At 44.3% G+C, this 22,798-nt stretch carries 10 protein-coding genes; 1 reads left to right on the forward strand and 9 read right to left on the reverse strand.

Annotation, left to right across the window (positions count from 1 at the left end; translation table 11 throughout):
- Positions 1–12: 12 nt before the first annotated feature.
- From HNQ46_RS07580 to mtaB, 9 genes are all read right to left on the reverse strand, one after another.
- Positions 13–6,516 carry a Spy0128 family protein gene (locus HNQ46_RS07580; protein WP_183684146.1) on the reverse strand — a complete coding sequence of 2,168 codons (6,504 nt, stop codon included), beginning with the start codon at positions 6,514–6,516 and terminating at the stop codon, positions 13–15.
- Positions 6,517–6,825: 309 nt separating this feature from the next.
- Entirely contained in the window at positions 6,826–7,251 is a 426-nt protein-coding gene (locus HNQ46_RS07585) for a hypothetical protein (RefSeq protein ID WP_183684147.1), read from the reverse strand.
- A 42-nt stretch (positions 7,252–7,293) separates the two neighbouring features.
- Positions 7,294–12,414, reverse strand: coding sequence for a Spy0128 family protein (locus HNQ46_RS07590; RefSeq protein WP_183684148.1), 5,121 nt, complete (start codon positions 12,412–12,414; stop codon positions 7,294–7,296).
- A gap of 313 nt (positions 12,415–12,727) precedes the next feature.
- Positions 12,728–14,968, reverse strand: coding sequence for a methyl-accepting chemotaxis protein (locus HNQ46_RS07595; protein ID WP_183684149.1), 2,241 nt, complete (start codon positions 14,966–14,968; stop codon positions 12,728–12,730).
- A 642-nt stretch (positions 14,969–15,610) separates the two neighbouring features.
- Positions 15,611–16,723 carry a molecular chaperone DnaJ gene (dnaJ, locus tag HNQ46_RS07600; RefSeq protein WP_183684150.1) on the reverse strand — a complete coding sequence of 371 codons (1,113 nt, stop codon included), beginning with the start codon at positions 16,721–16,723 and terminating at the stop codon, positions 15,611–15,613.
- Between the two features lie 70 nt (positions 16,724–16,793).
- Positions 16,794–18,668, reverse strand: coding sequence for a molecular chaperone DnaK (dnaK, locus tag HNQ46_RS07605; RefSeq protein ID WP_183684151.1), 1,875 nt, complete (start codon positions 18,666–18,668; stop codon positions 16,794–16,796).
- A 142-nt stretch (positions 18,669–18,810) separates the two neighbouring features.
- On the reverse strand, positions 18,811–19,407 hold the full coding sequence (grpE, locus tag HNQ46_RS07610) for a nucleotide exchange factor GrpE (protein ID WP_315272593.1): 597 nt from the start codon (positions 19,405–19,407) through the stop codon (positions 18,811–18,813).
- 19 nt (positions 19,408–19,426) lie between these two features.
- On the reverse strand, positions 19,427–20,440 hold the full coding sequence (gene hrcA / locus HNQ46_RS07615; RefSeq protein WP_183684152.1) for a heat-inducible transcriptional repressor HrcA: 1,014 nt from the start codon (positions 20,438–20,440) through the stop codon (positions 19,427–19,429).
- A gap of 519 nt (positions 20,441–20,959) precedes the next feature.
- A complete protein-coding gene (mtaB, locus tag HNQ46_RS07620; RefSeq protein WP_183684153.1) occupies positions 20,960–22,390 on the reverse strand; it encodes a tRNA (N(6)-L-threonylcarbamoyladenosine(37)-C(2))-methylthiotransferase MtaB in 1,431 nt (476 codons plus the stop codon).
- A gap of 102 nt (positions 22,391–22,492) precedes the next feature.
- Here mtaB and HNQ46_RS07625 point away from each other — a divergent pair, with 102 nt between their 5' ends.
- Positions 22,493–22,729 carry an HPr family phosphocarrier protein gene (locus HNQ46_RS07625; RefSeq protein ID WP_183684154.1) on the forward strand — a complete coding sequence of 79 codons (237 nt, stop codon included), beginning with the start codon at positions 22,493–22,495 and terminating at the stop codon, positions 22,727–22,729.
- Positions 22,730–22,798 lie beyond the last annotated feature (69 nt).

A 22,798-nucleotide genomic window follows, 5' to 3' on the forward strand; every position in this document is an offset into this window, starting at 1 on the left:
TAGCTTTCTGCTTTATCTTTTCTTCTTTAACTTTCTTAGGAAGTAGTAAATGCTCAAAAGGCTAAAGCTTAGTGCTGAAGCAAAAGCATACCAAAGCAAATGAGAGGCATCTGCCGTATTTACCTTTCGAGATTGGGCTCTCCTCAGGGCTCCCAGCACTTCTCCCAAACGCTTTAATTCCGCTTCTTCCTCAGGAGTCAGAGGACGCTTCCGTCCTGCACCGAGAATCTCACCGATTCGCTTCTGAATCTCCTCGATGGTTCTGGGTACTGTGGGACTGGGCGGAACATTGTTTCCATTGTCCGATGTAGGAGTCTTGGGGTCTTCCGGAAGCGTGGGCTTCTCAGGCTCTACCGGCGGTTCTCCCGGGCCTCCCGGGGTATTCGGTGCGGGGAAGGATGGCCTCCTTGGTGTTCCACCACCTCCGCCACCCGGATTCCTTGGATTGTATAGGTTATCAAAAAGAATCTCAGATACCTCTACACCATCCTTATAAATCTTACGAGTCACTACCAAGTCCTCTTTATTTTCAGCAAGCTGACTTACCGTAAAGACTACTTTATAAAGGGATTTGTCATAGGTATAGCCTCTGAGTCCATCCTTTAATTCCTCCACCGTGTACACGTATTTTCCGGGAACATGGAAGGTAATGGGAGCAAATTCCGTATGTCCTTCTCCGGCAATCACTACCATCTCCGTTTCAGACTGGCTACCCTCCGGCATTGGCTGGAAAAGTCCCTTAGGCATAGATCTTAAGGAAGGCTTTACCTCGGTAATAAGGCCACTGGAGCCGTATAAAACACCTTCTTCCAAATCGGAGTTGCTCACGATTTTCTTATTCCTAATAACATTGTTATCCGGATCCAGATACTCCTCGAAAGTATCGTTTCCCTTACCGTTATTCAGGAGGATTTCATTTTCATCAAAGCTTGGGTCCTCTCTCTTATCTGACCAGTATACGGAGTTGGAACTAATTTCCATGGTCTCTGTCCGTAAAACAAAGCGGAAAGGGTCTGCCTGAGAAGGCTTTCTTCCGGAAATCTTCTTACCCAGCTCCACCTGTCCCTGTGCCGGTGTAGGCGTAAAGACATTGGTATAGTTAAAGTCGTCTCCTCCTACCAAGGCATAGAGTTTACCATCAAGACGACGAACTTTAATCGTAACATTTCTGGTGGCACGAGGATCGTTGTTTACTCCGGGGAATAAACCGCTTTCTGTGACTGTATACTCATAATCTCCTACAGCCGCAATCTTAACTTTTCCGAAGTTAACCTCTCCTCCAATGGCATCAGGATTTGTCTTACTTAAACTGTCGGAACCACCTGCCTCTAGCGGCATAGGTGCTCCATTTTTACTCTTTAAGGTAAAGGTAAAAGCGTCACTGATATCCGGCTTCTTGATTCCTGCCGTAGCGCTTAAGAACTTTTGCACCTTGATTTCCGGTTCAATGATTTCTTCTCCGAAAACATTGACAAAACTTAAAGGATTGCCATTGTCAAATCGTAGGTCAGAAACCATCTTCTTGTGATCCGGGTCTGTAACAGTAATGGTGATAAATTTATCTCCCATGTCCTCACTGGTAAGACCGTCCACATTCCTTCCATGCTCATTAATTTTATAAGTATAGGTTCCGGGTCTCATCAGGCGAATGTTTCCAAATTCTACCGTTCCGCCGTCCTTATCCGGGTTCTTCAATACTGTAGTGATAGGATTTCCCTTTTCATCCAGTAAAGGTGCCCCATTTTCTCCGCTGATTGTGAAGGTGAATTTTCCGCGAATATCGGGAGCTTGCGTAGCTAATTCCTTTGGGACTTCCAAAATCTTCTTTACCGGAAGCTTAAAGACTACCGGCTCCACCAGTTTATGGCTACTGCTGCCTTCTACAATATCCGGTGCCACATTCTGAGGAATATCATTTCCCGGGAATAAGGTAGCTACACGGTATGCCAGATTGGTGTTTACAACAGGAATCTTATCCATATCCGTATGGGCCAGCATATTAACATTGGCAATCAGCAATCCCTTCTTATCTAAAATGAAGGGCTTCTTGTCTTTGGTAGTACGAAGATCAAAAGCCAAAGCCACAATTTTATCTTTTTCTACGCCGACATTTTGTGTTTCGTCCTCGTAGTTCCATTCATGCCAAATACTGGTACCGGTGTTCCTCGGATTGTTTGGATTCGTATCACTGTTGTAATCCGGGTCATGAAAGGCCTTCCCTAAATCTCTTTTTGCCTCAGTAGGAATTTCATAAGAGTAAAAGACTCTGGGCTTTAAGGTATCCGAGTTGTCAGCATTGTCCTTATCAAAGGAGCGCTTACTCAAGAGACTGTTGATGTCTACACCGTTAAAGTCTCCGTTTCTATCTTTTTTCTCTCCCAGGATATCATAGATGACCAAATCCGTTGTTCTGCTGTTATCTGAAGCCTGATACATCAGTCTATGGGTATAAGGATCTCCCATATAGCTTACATTAGCACTTAAATAACGGGGATCAATCTCCGTAGAAACCGTATTGCTGAATCTTGCCTCCAGTACCGTTACCGGGCCGTAAGGCATATTCAGTTCCGTTACGGAGGTGGTATATTTATCATTGCTACTGTTTAAAGCATTCAGCGCAAGCTCCTCGTAATATTTAATTTTATCTGCATTATTCCCCGGATTTGCAAGCTTCGGGTTATAGTTTGGATTCCAAATGGTATCCTTGTCAGTATTGACAAATCCCAAGGTGTTTTTTGCCGTTCTTCCCCGGTCCACGATATTGGTGTAAGGGTTCCAAAGGGTATAGTTTAGCTTCCAACCGCTTCGATTATATTGTTTATTCCAAAAACGATGCTCTGCATCATCCGGAATGGTTAACTTAATAATCATCATGGTCTGACCGGAGCCTTTCCAGTTCTTCTTAAACTCTACGGTATAGTCCTTCCCCTTGACAAATTTTTTACTTTCCGGTGGAGTGTCCGCCGCATCCCAGGTTCCCAGAACAATAGAGCGTTCGTCCACATAGGTTCCTGCAGGAAGAAGATCATAGATAATTCCGGATTTTAACACATAAGGCTTGGTATACTCATCCTCCTGTAAACTGGTGGGGAAGATTCCCCAGTTAAAGCCCCAGGCAATAACATCCATGCTTTGCTCGCTGCGCTCAGGATGGTCCACATAAGGTTTGTTTTGCTTTACCAGCTCCGAGGTGATATTTAAGGGCTCTAAACCATAGCCTATTTCAGCCAAGTATTTTCCCGCCCTCTTATCAATAATCGCTGTACCTAATTGACGGACTTCTCCTACAGCGCCACCTGCCAGGAAGTTCATGTTATACCCGTCTCCTTTAGCCATGGTATCGGCAATGAAGGTCCGCATAGCAGGCTGAGGAGTCACCTTTATGGTGAATGACGCATCAAAGTTTGTCTTATAATAGGGGGAATCCTGTTTAAACTGAAGCCCTACAATGTTATCTCCAAAGGCCGCCTCTAAGTCCAGCTGATTCGTTTGGGAAATGTCGGCATTGTCACGGAGTGTATACTTCTTTGTTGCGCCGGGCTCTGTTACGGTAAAGATAACGCCTCCATGGTCGTTATAGCTTAAGCGACCATACTCAAAATATCCTCTTCCCGGATATCTCTTATCCTTTACCATAACCTGTACGGGAGGATAGCTGGAATCTTTCTTTCTAGGGCTTGCTTTGCCGGAGAATTTTACCAGCTGATTCCCCAAATAATCCACATCATAGGCCTTCATATCTCTTAAATAGATACGGCTATAATGGTAGTCCTCCTCTGTTAATTCATAAACGCCACCTCTATAAACATCACCGTTTGTTATAGAATCACTGGAGAATTCATCCTGATTTGTTTCCTCTTTCAAAGTTTTTCCATTTACTTGGCTGGGTTTTACAGAGAATAGCTTATACTTTCCGTCTGTAAGGATAGCACCGGAACCGGGAACATTAGTATCAGAGGTGGTATAGCTTCCGTCCCGTGACACATTTACACTGCTATCCTTTGCCTTATATGTAGCAGAAAGAGTAAAGCTTTCATTCCAGTTGCTATATACTACAGGAGCCGCTGCACCACCTTTATAAATACTTTGTAATCCAAAAACGCCAAGGTAAATCTGTCTATCCACAGTATTATACTTCTTTAATAAAAAGTCTCCCGGCCCTGAAGAGCGAAGAAGTACCTTCATAGGTGCCGCCTCCGCCTCACCCTTTCTCACATAGCCGTCTGCCCAGGTTTCTGTAAACCCAACCTTATTGCTAATATCAAGCCCATCGGTCGTAAGATCGATACCCTTGTCCTTTGCCTCTTGCAACTTGCTCATAGGATACTTATACAGTAAGGCATAAAGCTGGGAATTATACTTGTCGTTGGCATAGTTTAAGGCAGCCACATAGGGCTGATGAGTGGGGAGGTTTTCTACACTGGGATCCTTAGGAATTCCTACATAGCTTCTATTAATGGGGTTCTCCAAAAAAGGCTTTGTTGCCGGAGGATTTTCTCCCGGCCCCATAAACTTTGCAATATCCGCATAACCGTTTCTGGCATGATTTTCAATATCACTCTTATTGTAGTAGACGTTCCATGCCGCGTTTGTAGGAAGCTTCTTCGCACCAACCAGGATACCTCCATCCGAATCTGCAGGGTCTAAGGTATGGAAGGTATAATCAAAGGCCTGAGAGCTTGCCCTGGCTCTATCCACTCTTAGATACCAAACGCCATAGAAATACTCACCGGGGTTATCCGTGGTAGTGCCCCAGCTGGGATCCCAGGAGAAGAATATCCCCTGCTTCATATCCGCCTCACCATGCTTGAAATTGAAGCTAGTAGGCTCAACCTTGGTTTCCACATGAACGGAAAGAGGAACATCCTGTTTCACATCCAAATTGTTGTCGCTGTGGTCAATATTTAAGCTGACAGGGAATTTATTGTCATAGACACCTACCCCCTTAGCATAATCATGCTTTACCTTCAGCATGGAAGGAGTCAGGTTATAGGCAATATCCGCCTTAAAAGTAAATCCACCGTTTACTGCCCTATAGTTAGTTAAACGAAGATAGTCTTCCGGCTTATCCTTTCCGGGAACATTCTTTTTGATAATGGTATAATTAAAGCTACTTTGGGTATTGGTATTCGGCGCCTCAAGCAAGCCTGTAGCCATAGAAGGCTGCAGCTTATGCTGATTCCCTTCCTTTTTCTCATATACAGAAATTTTGTCCGGTTCATTTTCATCCCAGCCTTCAAAAATTCTGGCAGGAACATCAATATTAACCGTTCCTACATCATAACTGACATTTTTGTTTCCCTTAAGGGTAAGCTCTATGCCCAGGGTAGTTGTATCCGTACCGTTGGAAGAACTATCCGGAGGAATGATTTTTAAATCTCTTTGTTCCCGCATTACACCGTTACTGCCATCGGTATAAGTATGGCCGTTAGGAATGGTCGTGCCAAATCGAGGAGCATTAGGAGCTTCCGTCCAAAATGCCTTAAACTCATGGTTGACAGCCTCTTCTCCCAAATCCCTTGTCCTTCTTACCAGGATAATGGGACTGAAATGCTTTGCGGAAAACAGGAGTTCTTCTCCCTCCTCCTTTACACTAAGGATTTCTCCGGGATGATTTTCAGAAAGATGTACAATCTGTAGTTCTTCCTCAAGATCCTCTTCTTGATCTTCTTTAAGATTTTCCTCAGTCTTCTCTAAAGCATCCTTTATTTTTTTACTTTTTTGTAGGCGAAGCTCTACCTTCTTGCCGTTCTTAGGCTGTACTTCCTTTTCCACACCGTTAACTTCTCTGTAGAAGGAAATGTCGATAGCCTCCAGTACTTCAACCTCCGCCTCTTCCCCCGGATTCTTTTTCTTATAATCCTTCAAAGAAAGGGCCTTGGCCTCTTCCAGAATGCTTTCTGAATCTACCGGGACCACCTTCATTCTGGTTCCCTCATAGAAGGTTCCCTCAGAAAAGCTTGCCAGTACAGTAATATCCTTACTGTAGGAAGCCTCAAAAGAACCGGCGTCCATATACTCCGGCTTTTCCTCCTGCTTAGCTTCTTCCGATGACAAACTAGCCTTCTCTTCCAAAGAAGACTCCTCAGTCTTTGCTTCCGAAGGAGCAGTCTTATTCTCCTCTTCTGATACTAGCTCTTCTTTCTTTTCCTTTTTTCCCTCTGATGCGGATCCTTCCTTCTCTAAGGCAGTTTCTTCCAAAGAAGTCTTTCTCTCCCCCGTCTTCTCTTCCGAAGAAAGGACAGCTTCCTTCTCTTCCGCCCTTTCTCTTAGACTTTCATAGGATTTTTCTTCCGTAGCAAGAGCGATACGTTCTACCGTTTCTCCAGCAATTTCTTCCGCATAGCTCACGCTTTGCAAATTTCCCACAAGCATCAAAAAGCTGAGGAAATAAGCCATACCCTTCTTGGCAAAGCCTCCTCTTTGACGTCTTTTGGAAAAATTCCTACGGGTTAAGGTATCCCTTCCTCTTCCCATAGCTTCCGCATTCTCCTGCTTTCTCATTTTGTACCCCATGTCACACTCCTTTATGACTCTATTCTTCCCACTTGGAAGCTTCTTCTAAACGACGCCTTAAACGGGATCTTGCACACACTAGGCGGGCAATACTCCATAAAAATAACTTTTAAGGCAATCGTCTTGAACAAAAAAACTGATAGGACTGCCTATTGTAGGGGAAGTCCTATCAGTTTGTCGACAAATAATTATTATCCTATTATCTGTTTATGCAAAATTCATTTATGGCATAATAATTTCTTTGAGAATCTAAAAAAATCAATAGTTTTCAAAGTTTTTTATAGGGATTTTTTTGAAGAGTCTTCTTTCTTATCTTCTCTTCTTTCTTCTAAGCAGAGAACATCCACTGTATCCGCCCAGGCATAAAGCACTCAAGATAAATCCCCATGCCAAGAGCTTTAGATTTTTTGTATCTCCTGTGGATACCTGTCTGGAGAGAAGTTTTTCTTCTTCTCGAATACCGCTAAGCACTTCTCCCAGTTCCTTTAATTCCTGCTTTTCTTCCTCTGTTAAAGGCCGAGTCTGTCCAAGAATCTCTCCAATTCTTTTTTCGACTTTTTCTCTTCTTTCTCTCAGCACCCGTCTTCTTCCGGCAAGTTCTGCAGGAGGAATATTTCCGACGGTTACCGTTTTCGGTGTTTCCGGATTGGGAGGTAGCACAGGACTAACAGGAGGAAGCTCTTCTCCAGGCGGAGTTTCCGGTATTGAAGGAGGATTTGGATTATCCTTTGGCACCGGCTCCGTAGGCTTCTTGGGCTCTTCCTTCTTAGGACTTTCCTATGGACTTGGTCTATCCTTCTTAGGCTTTTCCCTATTGGAGCTCGGGGTCTTAGGCTCTTCCTTCGGTGTTTGCGGCGGTGTCTTCGGCTCCTCCTTCGGTTTCGGCAGATCCTTCTCACTATAATGATTCGTAAAGCTTAGCTCCGTTTCCCCATCATAGCTTATTTCCGCACTTAATTTTGTATAGTTTGGCGCATCTACCTTAACCTCTACCGTTAGTGCTTTTTCCGATACAGGGTCATTGCTAACCCCCGGAAAAGCTCCGCTTTCCTTTACAGTATAATGATAGGTTCCCGGCCGGTAGAAGGTTATTTTCGGAAAATGAAATTCTCCTCCCATATCCTCCGGATTTTTCACGGTATTTAAAATCGCATTTCCCTCCTCGTCTATCATAGGCGCATTTCCCACCGGCTTTAAGCTAAAGCTGAAGGCTCCCTTTGCTTTGATATCTGCATTTCCGGCATCTTTGCTGATATGTTTTTGTCCCTTGATTTCCACGCTGATTGGCGGAAGAATCCTATGCTTACTAATGTCAGTTTTATCGGTAGCTTGAGAAGTATTGTTCGGCTGGTCTCCTGTAAAAGTACGGTGAATTGTGATTGCCGTATTGGTATTCTCCACACTAAACTTCCGCTTTTCTGTGGATGCATTCATGTGAACATAAATGCTGATAGCACTTTGTCCCGGAAGATAAAAGGGCATACCGGTCTTGGTCTTTCGTACATCCACCGCAATAGCTACAATACTTTTCTTGTCCACAGGATGATTTTCAGGGTCATATTTGGTCCAGATACTGCTGTCATCCACATTGAGATTCGATACATCCGGCTTTACCGTAGCATAATAAACTACCGGTGCTGCAGTATCTTTGTTATTGGCATTGTGGGCATCGTAGGTTTTCTTTCTTAAAAGGGCAGGGAAATCCACATAGTCAAAGTCTCCATTCCTTTCCTCCTCTGTTCCCAGAATATCATATAATACATAATCTGCCGTCTTGGAATTGGGAGCGGTACTGTACATTAATTTATGCACATAGGGGTCTCCTGCATAGGAAACATTTTGCGGAATATACTCCTTCTTGATTTCCGTACTGATACGGTTTACAAATCCGGCGGATACTGCGGTAGGAATGTTATAGTCCACATTGGCTTCCGTATACAAGATTCCCTGTTTCTCCGAAGTGGAAGTTCCCATCACGGATTTAAAATACTGCTTATTCTCATAATTTGCCGTAGCAAAATTGTCTGTTGTCAAATTCGTCGTGCTCTTATGTTTGGGAGTCTCATCCACAAAGCCTACATTATTCTTGGGGTTGGCACCATTATCAATAATACTGCTATAGGTATTTTCCAGCTTATACTGCACACGTACACCGTTTCTGGTCAGTACACCGCCGGTAAACCAATCGGCTTTTCCCGGTCTTTTAAAGCGGATTTTCATCATGGTTTGTCCGGAGTCTTCCCAGTTTGGAATAAATTCCACGGTATAGTCTTTTCCTTTTTCATAGCGTGTTCCCGAAGTCGGTAGGGCATCCGTGTAGCTATAGTCTCCCATCTCTATACTATCCGGGACAACATTCGTATCGAAGGGCAGTAAATCATAAAAGCTACCCTCTGTAATTTTATAGGCATTGAGATAAGCAGCATAAGAATTATTGATACTCATATCATTATATGCCGTGAAAGTAACGGTTCTTCTTTGCCTTCCCGTTGCCGGATCATCCTCCACAGTACCTATACTTTTCTTTTCCAGCACACTTTGATAATTTGCCGGACTCAGTTGGTAGCCTACCTTATTCCAAAACTCTCCTACCTGATTTTTTACAATCTCCGTGTCTCCAATGGACAATTTTCCTTCCGCAGGTGCGGCAATAAAACTGTTCTTCTTATTTTGAAGGTCCTTCTCCAGCCTTTGCTTCATGGCCTCCGTGGGGTGAAGACGAAGATTTACTCTTGTAGTAAAACCGGTCTCATAGAAGGAGCTGGAGTTTTTAAAGCGAATCTCCTTGATTCCCTCCGGAAAGGACACGGGTTTCTGCACAGTAGCATCCTGTTCCACTCCGGATACACTGCGGAATTTTTTGTATCCCGCTGCATTCAGATAAAGCTCTCCAAGCTTTTCTTCACTTCCCCCCTTCTTCTTACCGTAAACCTCAATGGGGGCAAAGCGGGAATAGGCGTTGCTGGGATTTACGGCTTTTTCATTACTGTAGCCGTTAAACTCCACATCATAGGCGGTATAGTCCGCCAGATAAAAGGACTCATAGGAATAGTCATCTTCTGACAGCACATAAGGATCTCCCCCTGTAGAAGGATAGCTTAGTACTCCGGCGCTTTCCGTGGGCTTTCCGTCACTGCTGCTAATATTGTCCATGCTAAAGAGGGTATATCTTCCCCCATCGGAAATCTCCGCCTTGGAACCGTGGGCAGTAGTATAGGCCGTATGATCTCCATTCCATGTGATTTCACTATCCTTTAAATGGGTACCTGCAAAAAGACTGTAGGAAAGACTCACCGGAGTTCCCTCCGCCAAAAGAGTCTGCATTCCCTTAATCAACTGGGTATTGGTATCGGTTGGCTGACCGGTATATTTATCTAAACGAGCTACTCCCCCAATATTTTTTCGTACATATACTTCCAGTTCTGCAGTACTTTCCGCCTTGGGTGTTCCGTTATATCCGTCCTGCCAAATATCCTGTACAGAAAAAGTACTTTTGTACTTTAGTGGATGAGTTTCCAAATCCTGCCCGCTACTCTGTGCTGCTGTAATATCCGTTTTGGGATAGCGATAAAGAAAGGCATAAAAAGCGGTATTTCTATAGCCTCCATCATCATAGCTGGCATATTCTTTATAATCCAGGTTTTTATTTTTGTATTCCGTCTTATATTCCGGAGCAATAAAAATGCTTGTCTTTCCCATAGGATTCTCTAAACGAGGCAAACTGGGCGTCGCTACACCCATTTCTGTGGCAATATCCTTGGGACTGTTCCCTATTTTGCCAATCATTTGGTTCGGATTAAATAAAGCATCAAATTCTCCGTCCTGAGGATAACGCTTTACCCCGATTAATTGCCCGGAAGAGATAGCCCCTGAACCGGCTACCGGAGCCGATGTGGATGTAATATCCGGCACAAAGGATAGTGCCTGGGTACTCCACTTGGCACGATCCGCTCTTCCATAAAAGAGGCCGTAAAAATAATTATCCGCATCCGCAGGCCTCGGTCCCCATGTGGGATCCCATTGGAAATAAACGGATTTGGGCGCATCGAACTTCTTCGCCTCCCTTAGCTCCACCGTGCTGGGATTTACTTTGGATTCCACCCTGATTCTCAGTTTTCGTTCTATACTGGCATCATGGGGGCCGGTAAAACTTCCATCCATGTCCTGATCGACTTCCAAGAATACAGGAAATTCCAGCTCATAAACACCCTTTTCTCCCGAAGTACTGTCGTGGGTATAATCTAATAAGGTGGGCGTAAAATTATAGGAAAAAATAGCCCCCAGGGAGTTTGCAGGACCTCTGGCATCCGTGTTACTGACTTTAATATAAGGTACCGCTACTCCGTTTACCATTTTGGTAATGCCGACTTTTGTATAATTACTTCTGTTCTTTGAAACCCCCGGCGCTTCCACAATATCTCCCGGATTAAATTGGGAAATTAAGCTTCTGCTGTTTTGGTCCTCCGCCACCTGATCCGTTCCGTCTTTTCCTTTAAAAATCGCTGCGGGAAGATAAATGTTGATAGAACCTGTAGGATAATCCTGGGGCGCTCCCGCCCCTCCGATAAAATTCACCATATAGCTGATTCCTATGGTCATGTTGTAATTTTTTTTCGGCTTAATCAGCATAGACTTTTTTGTGTCTTCATCAGCAGGATTATAATCGGAGTTAATATAGCTGATGGAATCATTTTGGTTAGCAGTAGCATTAACACTCCAAAAGGCATGGAACTTGATATTGTTATTGTTTCCTTCTGTAGGAACATCTCTCCTTCTTCTGGTACGTACTACTGCATAGGGACTGAAACGTTTTCCTTGAAAACGGATTCCTTCCCCCTCTTCCTGAGAATCCAAATACTCTACACCCTTCTGCTCATCAAAATGCAGAACCTGTAATTTTGTTTCCCCTGTCTGAGAAGAATCCAATCCCAAGCTACTATCCGATTCCTCTCTTGCTTCATCCTCAGCTTCCGGCTCTACTTCTGTAGTTGTTTCCCTGCCTTCTTTTTTCTCTAATGAGGATTCTTCCAGTGTAATCTCTACGGCTTTTCCTTTTTTCGGCTGAACCTCGATCTTCTTGCCGTCCTCGTTTAAAACATAAAAAGAAATATCCACAGCGGAAAGAGAGTCTATCTCCCAGCCTTCTTCCTTCTGCTTTTCTTTATTCTTTCCGGCTTTTTTTCTATCTTCTTTCAGATGATTTCCGGCATCTTGTAGCTTAGCTCTTTGCAAAGCCTTCTCTTTCATTTCCTCTAAAAGACTTTCCTCCTTGATGTCCCTTACTTCCATCTGTACCTCTAAAGGGAAGGTAGACTCCGGATATTTTGCCGTAATCAGAACGCCGGCTTCACTAAGCCCTTCTATTTCTGTCTCTTCAGAGTTCAAAATAAATTTTGCAGCTTTTTTTGTTCCTTCTAAAGAATCCGTCACGGAAGAATCTCCCTCTTTTGAAGAAGATTCCATTGTAATAGCTTCCGTTGAAGAGGCTTCGTATGAAGAGGCTTCTACAGGAGAACTACCTGTTACAGAGCTTTCTATTGTAGCGCTTTCTATTGGAGAGCTTTCTATTGGGGAACTTTCCGGTGAAGACTCTTCCAATGAAGTGCTTTCTGTTGAAGCTGTCTCTTTAGGTGAAGCTTTCTCGAAAGAAATAGCTTCCTTCTGATTTTCCGACTCTGTTTCCTTGACTTGCAGCGGCGACGCAGATACCTCCTCCGCAAAGCTTACTGTTTCTAATTGACCGGCAGCTAAAAGCATAGCCAAAAAGAAGGCAAAAAGTCGTTTCCCTACTCTTCTCCCTTTCTTAAAAACCGGGATTTGTCCTCGAAATCCCTGTTTTTCCCGCCATTTTTCTTTGTCTGCGCCTAAACCGTTTCTACTCGCACTTTCCTGCATCATTGTAGACTCCTTTTCCTCCAAAAAAAGAAAGGGTATCTTCCTCAACTCTTTCTTCCTTCTTATTCTTAACCTTAGATTTATCGACTCAATTTCCACTTTTTAAAAGGATTATCCGAAAATAAAATAAAACAAATATTTTTTTCAAAATTTTTTGTTTTATTTTTAAAATCAATAGTGTTTATGTTTTCCTGTCTATATTTTTCTCAATTTCCTATACAAAAAATAGAGCATAGAGTAGAGGCAATAATGCCCTTCTCTATGCTCCATTTTATAATCTTAAGCTAAAGCTTATGTCGATAAACAGAACCCTCTATTATCTAACCTTAAACTTATCTACAAGGTCATTCATCAGGTTAGCCTGAGCGGATAATTCCTCTGCTGTTGCTGCACTTTCCTCTGCTGTTGCGGAGTTCTCCTGCACTACAGCGGAGATTTCCTGAAGACCGTCACTCAAGCGACTAACGCCTGTGGATTCCTCTTCGGAAGCCTTGGAAATTTCTCCGATTAAATCATTCACCTGGTTTGTACTCTCGGATACGGAATGCAAAGCTTCCGCAGTTTCCTCGGTGAACTTAGCACCCTTCTGTACTGCACCGATGGTCTCTTCAATCAGAAGAGAAGTATTCTGAGCCGCTTCCTGAGACTTCTTAGCCAGGTTTCCGACTTCATCCGCAACTACCGCAAAGCCCTTTCCTGCCTCTCCTGCTCTTGCCGCCTCGATAGCTGCATTTAAGGAAAGGATATTGGTCTGGAAAGCGATATCATCGATGGTCTTAATAATCTTACTGATTTCCTTAGACTTCTCGGTGATTTCTTCCATAGCGCCCTGCATATCAGTCATCTTCTGGTTACTGGTTTCCACATGAGAACCGCTGACAACACCAAGCTGCTGTGCCTTTTCCGCCTGCTTTGTAGTATGACGAATCTGCTCTGTAATATCTTCCATAGTCTTGGAAAGCTCTGCAATGGAAGAAGCCTGCTTGGTAGTACCCTCGGAAATTCTCTGGGCCATGCTGCTTACCTGTTCTGCACTGCTGCTTACTTCGGAAGAAGAAGTGTGTACGTTCTTCAAGGTACTGTTCAAGCTTGTGGAAATTTCCTGTAAAGAGTTCAAGATTGGACGGAAATCTCCCTTATAGTTCTCATCTTCTTTGATTTCAGATCCGAAATCTCCCTGAGCAAATGCTCCAAGCTTCGCCTGTAAATCGGATACCACATAGGTCAAACGCTTTACGATATTGTTAAAGCTCTTTACCAGACGACCGATTTCATCTTCTTGGGCATAGGAAACCTTAATGTCGAAGTTACCCTCTGCCAACTTGTCACTTTCCTCTGCCAGCTTTCCAAGAGGACTAAGAGACTTCTTCAGTGCTGTGAAAAGAATTACCTGTAAAAGAATAAACAAAACAACTTCTGCAACAGCCAAAGCAACAAAGAGCTGGTTCTTACCCTGGTTGTAAAGGTCTAAGCTCATTGCGGACTGCACATACCAGTCTGTTCCATAGATGGTGAGCGGTGCAAAGTAACGAATACGGTGACTGTCCTTAACGTGGAAGATACTCTCTCCGTCAAACTTGCTCTGGATGTCATTCTTAAAGGTCTCTTCTCCAACATATTCTGCAAGATTCTTTCCTACCGCATCAGGATTGGAGCTAAATACGAACTTACCATCCTTATTGATAACATCAAAGAAGGTCTTAGCACCCTCTCCGGACTTATCTTGTCCCAGAGAATCAAACATCTTAACATTTAAGTCTACTACTACCGTTCCCATAAACTGGTCATTATGAAGGATAGGTACAACCAATACGAAGATGGTCTCTCCGGTAATAGAGGATACGAAGGGGTCTACAACATGACTGACTTTTTCCTGAGAAGCTTTGGTATAATATTCTTCCGCTCCGTTTCCATAGAACTTGTAGTCCAGGAACTTGTAGAAACGCTTGTTCTCATCTCCGTTATCTCTTCCTAAATACATAGCGTATTCCGGCTCACCCTGCTGGAACGCATTTGGCTCGAAGAAAACGCCCGCACCCATAATGTGTTCATCATGACGAATCATTTCCCAGACAGAATCCAGTAAATATTTTTCTTCAAAGGATCTTCTTTCACTTAAGTGAACGGTGTCTTTTAAAAGACTGGGAACTGTTGCCGCACCGTTATCGGTTTCGTTATACATTTCATCCAAGTGTTCGCTGATTGCTCTTGCAGTGTTCTCCGCTAAAGTAATGGACTTTCTGGCTTTTTCCACATTCATCGCTGTAGTGGAAAGTAAGTAATCCTGATTAATCTTATCGAAGGATTTTCCTACCGCACTTAGCAGAGCAATATTTGCCAGCACAAAGACTACCAACATGGATACGCAAACCAATGCAGAAATTCTTCCTGCCAGGCTGCTTCTCTTTTTACCCTTTACAGCCTTTGCCTTCTGTCCCGGCTTAACTCCCGGAGCTTTCTTAAAAGCCTTGGAGCCCGGCTTTTCCTGGCCCCCGCCTGCCTGTGTCTTAACAGCAGCTTCCTTTGGGCTTAACCCGTTTTCCTGTGTGTTTTCCATTCTTCCTCCTTGAAATTGTCATTCCTCTATCTCAGGAAAATTCTCGTGAAATGGTAGGAGTTACTCTCCTCCATGATTCCGCTTTAATCAATATCGTCAGTTTGGAAGAATGTATTAGTGAATTTACGGAAATAAAAAAAGCTATCGTTAGCTCTAATGCAGTATGGTCTGTAATTGGGGCACGCTCCCGCTAACCTCGCCTTCGTAGCAGTACTAACTTCAAGCTTCGCTTTGCTCGCTTTCAGTAAGTACTGACGGGCTCAAATTGCCCCATTACAGACCATACTGCATTATTCGCTTTAACTTATGAATTTTAACAGTCCTTCACTTCGCCGGATTTCAGTAAGTGTCGTTGGCCTTATATTACCCCATTACAGACCATATTGCATTATTCGCTTCTCTTTTGAATTTCTACAGGCTTTCACATTGCCGGTTTTCAGTAAGTGCCGTTGGCCTCAGATTGCCCCTATTACAGACCATACTGCATTATTCGCTTCTCTTATGAATTTTTACAGGACTTTACTTCGCCGTTTTTCTGCAGGTGCGGTTAGACTCAGACTCCTCCTGATTCAGTCCTATATGTTGAAAAGCCTTAATAGCCTCTCAAATACGCTTTTTTTATTTCTGTAAATTTCCCCGATCTTAGTCTACCTTCTCTCCGCAGGCTTCGGCGTAGGCTTTCAGGGCTTCTTTTTGTTTCTTATTTAATTTCTTCGGGGTTTCTACTACTAAGGTTACGTAGTGGTCGCCTCTAACGTTGGGGTTCTGTAAGGATGGAACGCCCTTACCCCGTAGTCTGGTTCGGGTATCGGACTGGGTTCCGGGAGCAATCTTTAACTCCACCGGTCCATCCACGGTCTTTACAATGGTGCTTCCCCCCAATGTAGCCTTGGGGAAGCTGATGGCCTCTGTTGAGTAAATATTTACGCCCTGTCTCTTAAAAAAGGGGTGATCGCTAACGGATACCTCTACCAGTAAGTCTCCCCTGGGGCCGCCGTTTCTTCCAGGGTCTCCGCCTCCGGACTTACGAATAGCCTGTCCATCATCAATTCCCGCAGGAATAGCAATTTCCATGCTCTTCTCCGTGTTGATGTAACCTTCTCCACGGCAATCCGGACATTTTTCTTTAACCACTGTTCCTTCTCCGTGACATTCCGGACAGGTGGTTACCTGCTGAATGGTACCGAAGATGCTTTGCTGAGTCATTCTTACCTGACCTGCACCGTTACAACGGGGACAGGTCTGTCTTTCCGTTCCCGGCTTTGCTCCGGAGCCGTTACAGGTCTTACAGGTATCTTTATATCGAATCTTAATGGTCTTCTTTACACCCTTAATAGCCTCATCAAAGGAAATACGAAGTCCTACACGGATATTGGCTCCCTTTTCCGGCATATTGGATCTTCTGCGGGAAGAACCGTAGGAGGAACCGAAGCCTCCCCCGAAAAACTCGGAGAAAATATCTCCCATATCCATGCCGCTGAAATCAAAACCGCCAAAACCGGAGCTTGCTCCCGCAACGGAATTCGGATCAAAGGCCGCATGGCCATAGGTATCATAGGCCTTTCTCTTCTCCGGATCGGACAATACCGCATAGGCTTCCGAAGCTTCCCGGAATTTCTCTGCGGCACTTTCATCTCCGGGATTAGAGTCCGGATGGTACTGCTTTGCCAACTTTCGATAGGCTCTTTTAATGGCACTATCATCGGCATTTTTATCTACCCCCAGCACCTCATAATAATCACGCTTTTCTGCCATATATTTTCCTCTCCTTTAAATCCCAGGAAAAGACAGGCTTAAGCCTGTCTTCTCCGGAAAATTTTTCGAATTACACTTCCTTAAAGTCTCCGTCAACTACATTGTCGTCAGCGTTACCGCTCTGGCCTTCAGAAGCAGTTGCTCCTGCATCTGCCGCACCGGCACCGGCTGCCCCTGCTGCCTGAGCCTGCTCATACACCTTGGTGAAAAGTGCCTGAGAGGACTGCATCAGCTTCTCCTGTGCTGCCTTAATCTGCTCTGCGCCGTCCTTGGTAATTCCCTCCAAAGGATTAGCTGCAAGGACATCCTCTAATGCCTTTAAGTCAGCTTCTACGGTTGCCTTATCGCTGTCGGAAATCTTATCTCCCACGTCGGTAAGAGCCTTCTTGGTCTGGAATACGATGGAATCCGCACCGTTTCTAACTTCGATAGCTTCCTTCTTCTCCTTATCCGCTGCTTCGAACTGTGCAGCTTCATTTACCGCCTTATCAATATCCTCCTTGGACATGTTGGATCCGGAGGTAATGGTAATGTGCTGCTCCTTACCGGTTCCCTTATCCTTAGCGGAAACATTTACGATACCGTTGGCATCGATGTCGAAGGTAACTTCGATCTGAGGAACACCACGCTGTGCCGGTAAGATACCGTCCAGTCTGAACTGTCCTAAGGTCTTGTTATCTCTTGCAAACTCTCTTTCACCCTGTACAACGTGGATGTCTACTGCAGTCTGATTATCTGCCGCTGTAGAGAATACCTGAGAAGCTCTGGTAGGAATGGTAGTATTTCTCTTAATAAGAGGAGTAGCCACTCCGCCTAAGGTCTCGATAGAAAGAGTTAACGGTGTTACGTCCAGAAGAAGAACATCGCTTGCTCCCTCTTCTCCGCTCATCTTACCACCCTGTACCGCTGCACCAAGGGCAACACACTCATCAGGGTTTAAGTTCTTGGAAGGCTCTTTTCCGGTAAGCTGCTTTACCTTTTCCTGTACTACAGGCATTCTGGTGGAACCACCAACCAAAAGTACCTTTCCAAGGTCTGAATTGCTCAGTCCTGCATCCTTCATAGAGTTCTGTACAGGAACTGCTGTTCTCTCTGTTAAATCAGAGGTGATTTCCTCAAACTTTGCTCTGCTGAGCTTCATATCCAAGTGCTTTGGACCCTCTGCTGTAGCTGTAATGAAAGGCAGGTTGATATCTGTAGTGGTTGCGGAGGAAAGCTCCTTCTTTGCTTTCTCAGCCGCTTCCTTCAAACGCTGTAAAGCCATCTTATCCTGAGAAAGGTCTACCCCCTCTGCAGCCTTAAACTCGTCTACCAACCACTTGGTAATACGATCGTCATAGTCATCACCACCTAAATGGGTATCACCGTTGGTGGACAATACTTCGATTACGCCGTCTCCGATGTCGATGATGGATACATCGAAGGTACCACCACCTAAGTCGTATACCATAACCTTCTGCTCGGATTCATCCTCCAAACCGTAAGCAAGAGCTGCCGCTGTAGGCTCGTTGATGATACGCTCTACCTTAAGACCTGCAATCTTACCTGCATCCTTGGTCGCCTGACGCTGAGCATCGTTAAAGTAAGCAGGAACGGTAATAACCGCCTCGGTTACCTTTTCTCCCAAATAGCTCTCCGCATCCGCCTTTAACTTCTGTAAAATCATAGCGGAAATTTCCTGTGGAGTATAATCCTTTCCGTCAATGGATACCTTGTAATCTGTACCCATGTGTCTCTTGATGGAGGAAATGGTTCTCTCCGCATTGGTTACCGCCTGTCTCTTTGCAGGCTCTCCCACAAGACGCTCTCCGGTCTTGGTAAATGCCACTACAGAAGGGGTTGTTCTCATACCCTCTGCATTGGGGATAACAACGGGCTTTCCGCCCTCCATAACTGCTACACAGCTGTTGGTTGTTCCTAAGTCAATTCCAATAATCTTTCCCATAGTCTTTACTCTCCTTTTTCTCTATATACAAAAATGTTTTTCTTAAAAACTTTTTCTTACTAACGTTATTTTAGAACTCTTACATGATATGCTCATGTCTCAGGCTTTATAGCCTTACTATCTGTTGTATTACTTTAAGCACCTACTTCTTTACCTTTACCATGGAGTGTCGAACCACATTTCCCCGATAGGTATATCCCTTCTGAAGATCCTGGGTAATGGTATCTTCCTCCGCATCTCCCTCTTCCTCCGTCATCACCGCATTGTGTAAAGCCGGATCAAACTTCTTACCGAGGGCCTCGATTTCCTGAATGTTGCAATCGGCAAACATCTTCTGAATCTGCTTGTATATTCCTTCTATGCCTTTGACGAAGGGGGAATCCTTTTCCTCTTCCTGCACATGACTTAAAGCTCTTTCAAAGTTGTCCACCACGGGAAGCAGGGCTTCGATAATGCTTTTGGCTCCCAGTTCAAACATCTGTGCCTTTTCCTTCTCGGAGCGCTTTCTAAAGTTCTCATACTCCGCCAAGGTTCTAAGGTACTTATCCTTTAATTGGAGAAGTTCCGGATTCTCTTCGGAGCTTCCTTCCTCTACAGCCTGAGAACTCTCCACGGATTCCTCTCCGGAAGTCTCTTCGGAAGCAGCCTCCCCATTCTCTTCCGCATCTACTTCTGCAGATGCGTCCTGAGCCTGCTTAAGCTCCTCTTCCATCCCTTGCTGCTCTGTATTTTCTGCCACAAGTCTCTCCTTTCTCTATTTAAAAACTCCGTTCCATATCCTGAATCAGTTTTGTCAAAGTTTTTAAAACCTTCTCATAATCCATTCGCTTCGGTCCAATGACACCAAGGGTACCCTGCATTCCGTTACCCAAGTGATACTTTGCGGTAACTACTGCACAATCCGTCACATCCTCCAAAGGACTTTCCTTTCCGATATAGACCTGAATGCTTCCATCCTTTTCTTCCGACTCGTTGTCTTTCAGAAGACCTGCCAGCTCTTCCTTCCGCTCTAAAGCGGAAATCAGCTTGGAAGCATTTTCCGAATCGGTAAGCTCCGGATATTTGAAAATGTTGGTGGCACCTGAGGTATAAATCTCCACCTCTTCCTCCTCGGGATGCAAAAGATCCTGCATTCCCCGAAGTACGGTTTCCATGGTCGCTTTATATGGCGTTCTATCCATTAAAGAGCGGATATCCTTTTCCCCCAGCTCCTCCACGGAGAACCCTGCTAAAACATCATTTATCAAAAGGTTTAAGGAGAGGATGGCCGCCTGCTCCAAATCCTCCGGAATATCTAAGGTAATGGTCTTTACGATATTGCCCTGAAACATCAGAAGGAATAAGACCTTCTGCTTCTCCACTAAGGAAAGCTGCAAGAACTTGATTTTATTCTTCTGCATACTGGGGCCGGATACTAAGGCCGCGTAGTGAGTATCACTGGCAATGTTTCTTACCAAAGCCTGTAAGGTACTTTCCAGTCGTTCCATTCTGGCAAACATAGAGCTCTTCACATCGGATAAGGCCCGCTCCTGCTTTTCCATAAGCTGATCCACATAAAAGCGGTAACCCTTATCTGAGGGAATTCTTCCTGCAGATGTATGAGGCTGTATAATATAGCCTAACTCTTCCAAGTCGCTCATTTCATTACGAATGGTTGCCGAACTTAGATTCAAACCGGAAAACTTACTGATGGTACGAGAACCTACCGGCTCTCCGGTTTCCAAATAGTTTTTGATAATCGTGGTGAGAATAATCACCTTTCTCTGATCCACAGAACTCTTTCCCTCCTTTCTCGGCTTTGTTGGCACTCATGTGTATTGAGTGCTAACACATGGTCATAATATACCGCTAATGGAAGGATGTGTCAAGAATTTTTATGAAGAACTTTGTGAATTTCTGATGAACAAGGCGGGGCGGAGTTTTTGCTTCTTACTTCCGCATTTTTCTTACCGTTTTATCTATAGAATAGATGGATTTCGCTTTTCCGGTATAGGGCTTACTCCGGGGCACGCTCCCGCTAACCTCGCCTCGTATGGGTTCTAAGCTTTTATAGGACAAAAGCTAAGAACCCACGGGCTCAGATTGCCCCCGTCATAAGCCCTATACCGAGAAAGCGAGCCGAATGCATTGAATAAAAAAGTAATAGAATCAATATGCCAAAATGAAAAATTGAAAAAAAATTTTGAATCTAAGACAAATGTCAAAAGTCGGAAGCATGAGAAATCGCCCCTCCTTGTTCGGGGAAAGAACGCTGTAGAAACGCAAGGCTTGATATTTACAGTTTGCTCTTCCTACTCCCCTAAAATCATCTCTCCCTTCAGTTCTAAGCCTTTTACCGTTCTAATGCTTCCGATAGCTTCTTTTCCTAATTGGGTCAATCTTTCTTCTTGCTTTTCTTTGTCTTTCTCGAACACTGCCAAGAGTTCATCCTGTACCGGCAGGATATAGCGGATATATTCTTTATTGAATCCGGTGTAATAGTGTTTTCCTTCAATTTCCCGGATTTCTTCTATTAAGATGGAGCTTTCTTTTCCTAAGAATTTCTCTCTAAATTTCTTGGAGTCTTCCAACGCCAGTGCCAAAAGCTCTTTGGAGCGGGCTGTTTTGATATTATCCGGAATCTGCTCCTTCATTTCGTCTGCTTTCGTCCCCTTTCTTCTGGAGAACTTGAATACGTGGAGATCATAGAAGGAGATTTCCTTTAAAAAGGCAAGAGACTCCTGAAAATCCTCCTCCCTTTCTCCGGGGAAACCGACAATCACATCCGTAGTAATGGCCGCCAAGGGATAAACTCTTCGGATATTCTCTACCGCCTTTTTGAAGTCTTCTTTAGTATAATGACGATTCATTTCCTTTAAGGTCTTTTCCGCACCGCTTTGTAAGGACAGGTGAAAATGAGGGCAGATTGCTTCTACTTCCTTTAAACCTGCTAAAAAGCTTTCCGTAATAATTCTAGGTTCAAGACTCCCCAAACGAATTCTTTGAATACCGGAAATCTTTCCCACCTCAGAAATCAAATGGAGTAAAGCCTCTCCCGTTTCCGCCTTTCTGCTGGCATATTCATAGGAAAGATTTTCAAAATCCAATCCATAGGAAGACAGGTGAATGCCGGTAAGCACCACCTCTTGAAAGCCTTCCTTTGCCAAATGGCGAATCTCCTCCAGACAGTCCTCTTCCTTACGGCTTCTAATTCTCCCCCGAACATAGGGGATGATACAATAGGCGCAAAACTGATTACAGCCGTCCTGCACCTTTACAAAGGCTCTGCTCTTATCCTTCGGCTTGGAAAGGAAGAGATTTTCGTACTCTCCCTCCTCCCGCACCGGGGAAAAGGGCTCCATGGGGCTTGCATCATTTTCCAGCATAGCCTCCCGATAGGCCTTAATCAGCTCTACCACCCTACCTTTTCCGGTATTTCCGATAAGAATATCAATGCCCTTATCCTCTTTCAGCTCCTCCTGCTTTCCTTCCACATAGCAACCGGTGGCGATGACGATGGCCTCAGGATTCCTCTGCTTAGCCTGATGAATCATTTGCCGGGATTTTCGGTCCGCAATATTGGTCACGGAGCAGGTGTTAATCAAGTAAATGTCCGCCTCCTCCGTAAAGTCCACCAGCCTGGCCCCTTCCTGCAAAATCGCTTCGGTCATGGCCTCTGTCTCGTATGAATTGACTTTGCAGCCTAAGTTGTGCATGGCAAAGCGCAGTCCTGCTAAATCCATTTTCATCCTCTTTCTAAAATTACAGTTCTTTCACGGCTTTCGCTTGACTTTAAAATCGTTCATTACTACAATAAACTTATCATTTTTAAAGGAGGGTAAGCTGTGAAGACGGTTCGTATTTCATTAAATTCTATTGATAAAGTTAAGTCCTTTGTAAACGAGTTGGTTCATTACTCTGATGTGGACTTCGATTTGGTTTCCGGTCGTTACGTGATTGATGCAAAGTCTATTATGGGAATTTTCTCCTTAGACCTTTCCAAGCCCATCGACTTGAACATTCATGCTGATGATGGAGAGATGGAGGATATTTTATCCCACCTGGCTCCTTACATCATTTAACTGTTGTATCTTAACGGAAAGAAAGAAGATATACAAGGCTTTTCAAAAGTGCATGGTTTCATGCACTTT

It is taken from the genome of Oribacterium sinus, assembly GCF_014202695.1.
In the GTDB taxonomy this organism is placed as follows: Bacteria; Bacillota; Clostridia; order Lachnospirales; family Lachnospiraceae; genus Oribacterium; species Oribacterium sinus.

Coding starts and splice junctions, on each gene's coding strand:
- dnaJ (WP_183684150.1), bottom strand. CDS start 16,723: ATGGCAGAAAAGCGTGATTATTATGAGGTGCTGGGGGTAGATAAAAAT.
- dnaK (WP_183684151.1), bottom strand. CDS start 18,668: ATGGGAAAGATTATTGGAATTGACTTAGGAACAACCAACAGCTGTGTA.
- HNQ46_RS07590 (WP_183684148.1), bottom strand. CDS start 12,414: ATGATGCAGGAAAGTGCGAGTAGAAACGGTTTAGGCGCAGACAAAGAA.
- mtaB (WP_183684153.1), bottom strand. CDS start 22,390: ATGGATTTAGCAGGACTGCGCTTTGCCATGCACAACTTAGGCTGCAAA.
- HNQ46_RS07580 (WP_183684146.1), bottom strand. CDS start 6,516: ATGGGGTACAAAATGAGAAAGCAGGAGAATGCGGAAGCTATGGGAAGA.
- HNQ46_RS07595 (WP_183684149.1), bottom strand. CDS start 14,968: ATGGAAAACACACAGGAAAACGGGTTAAGCCCAAAGGAAGCTGCTGTT.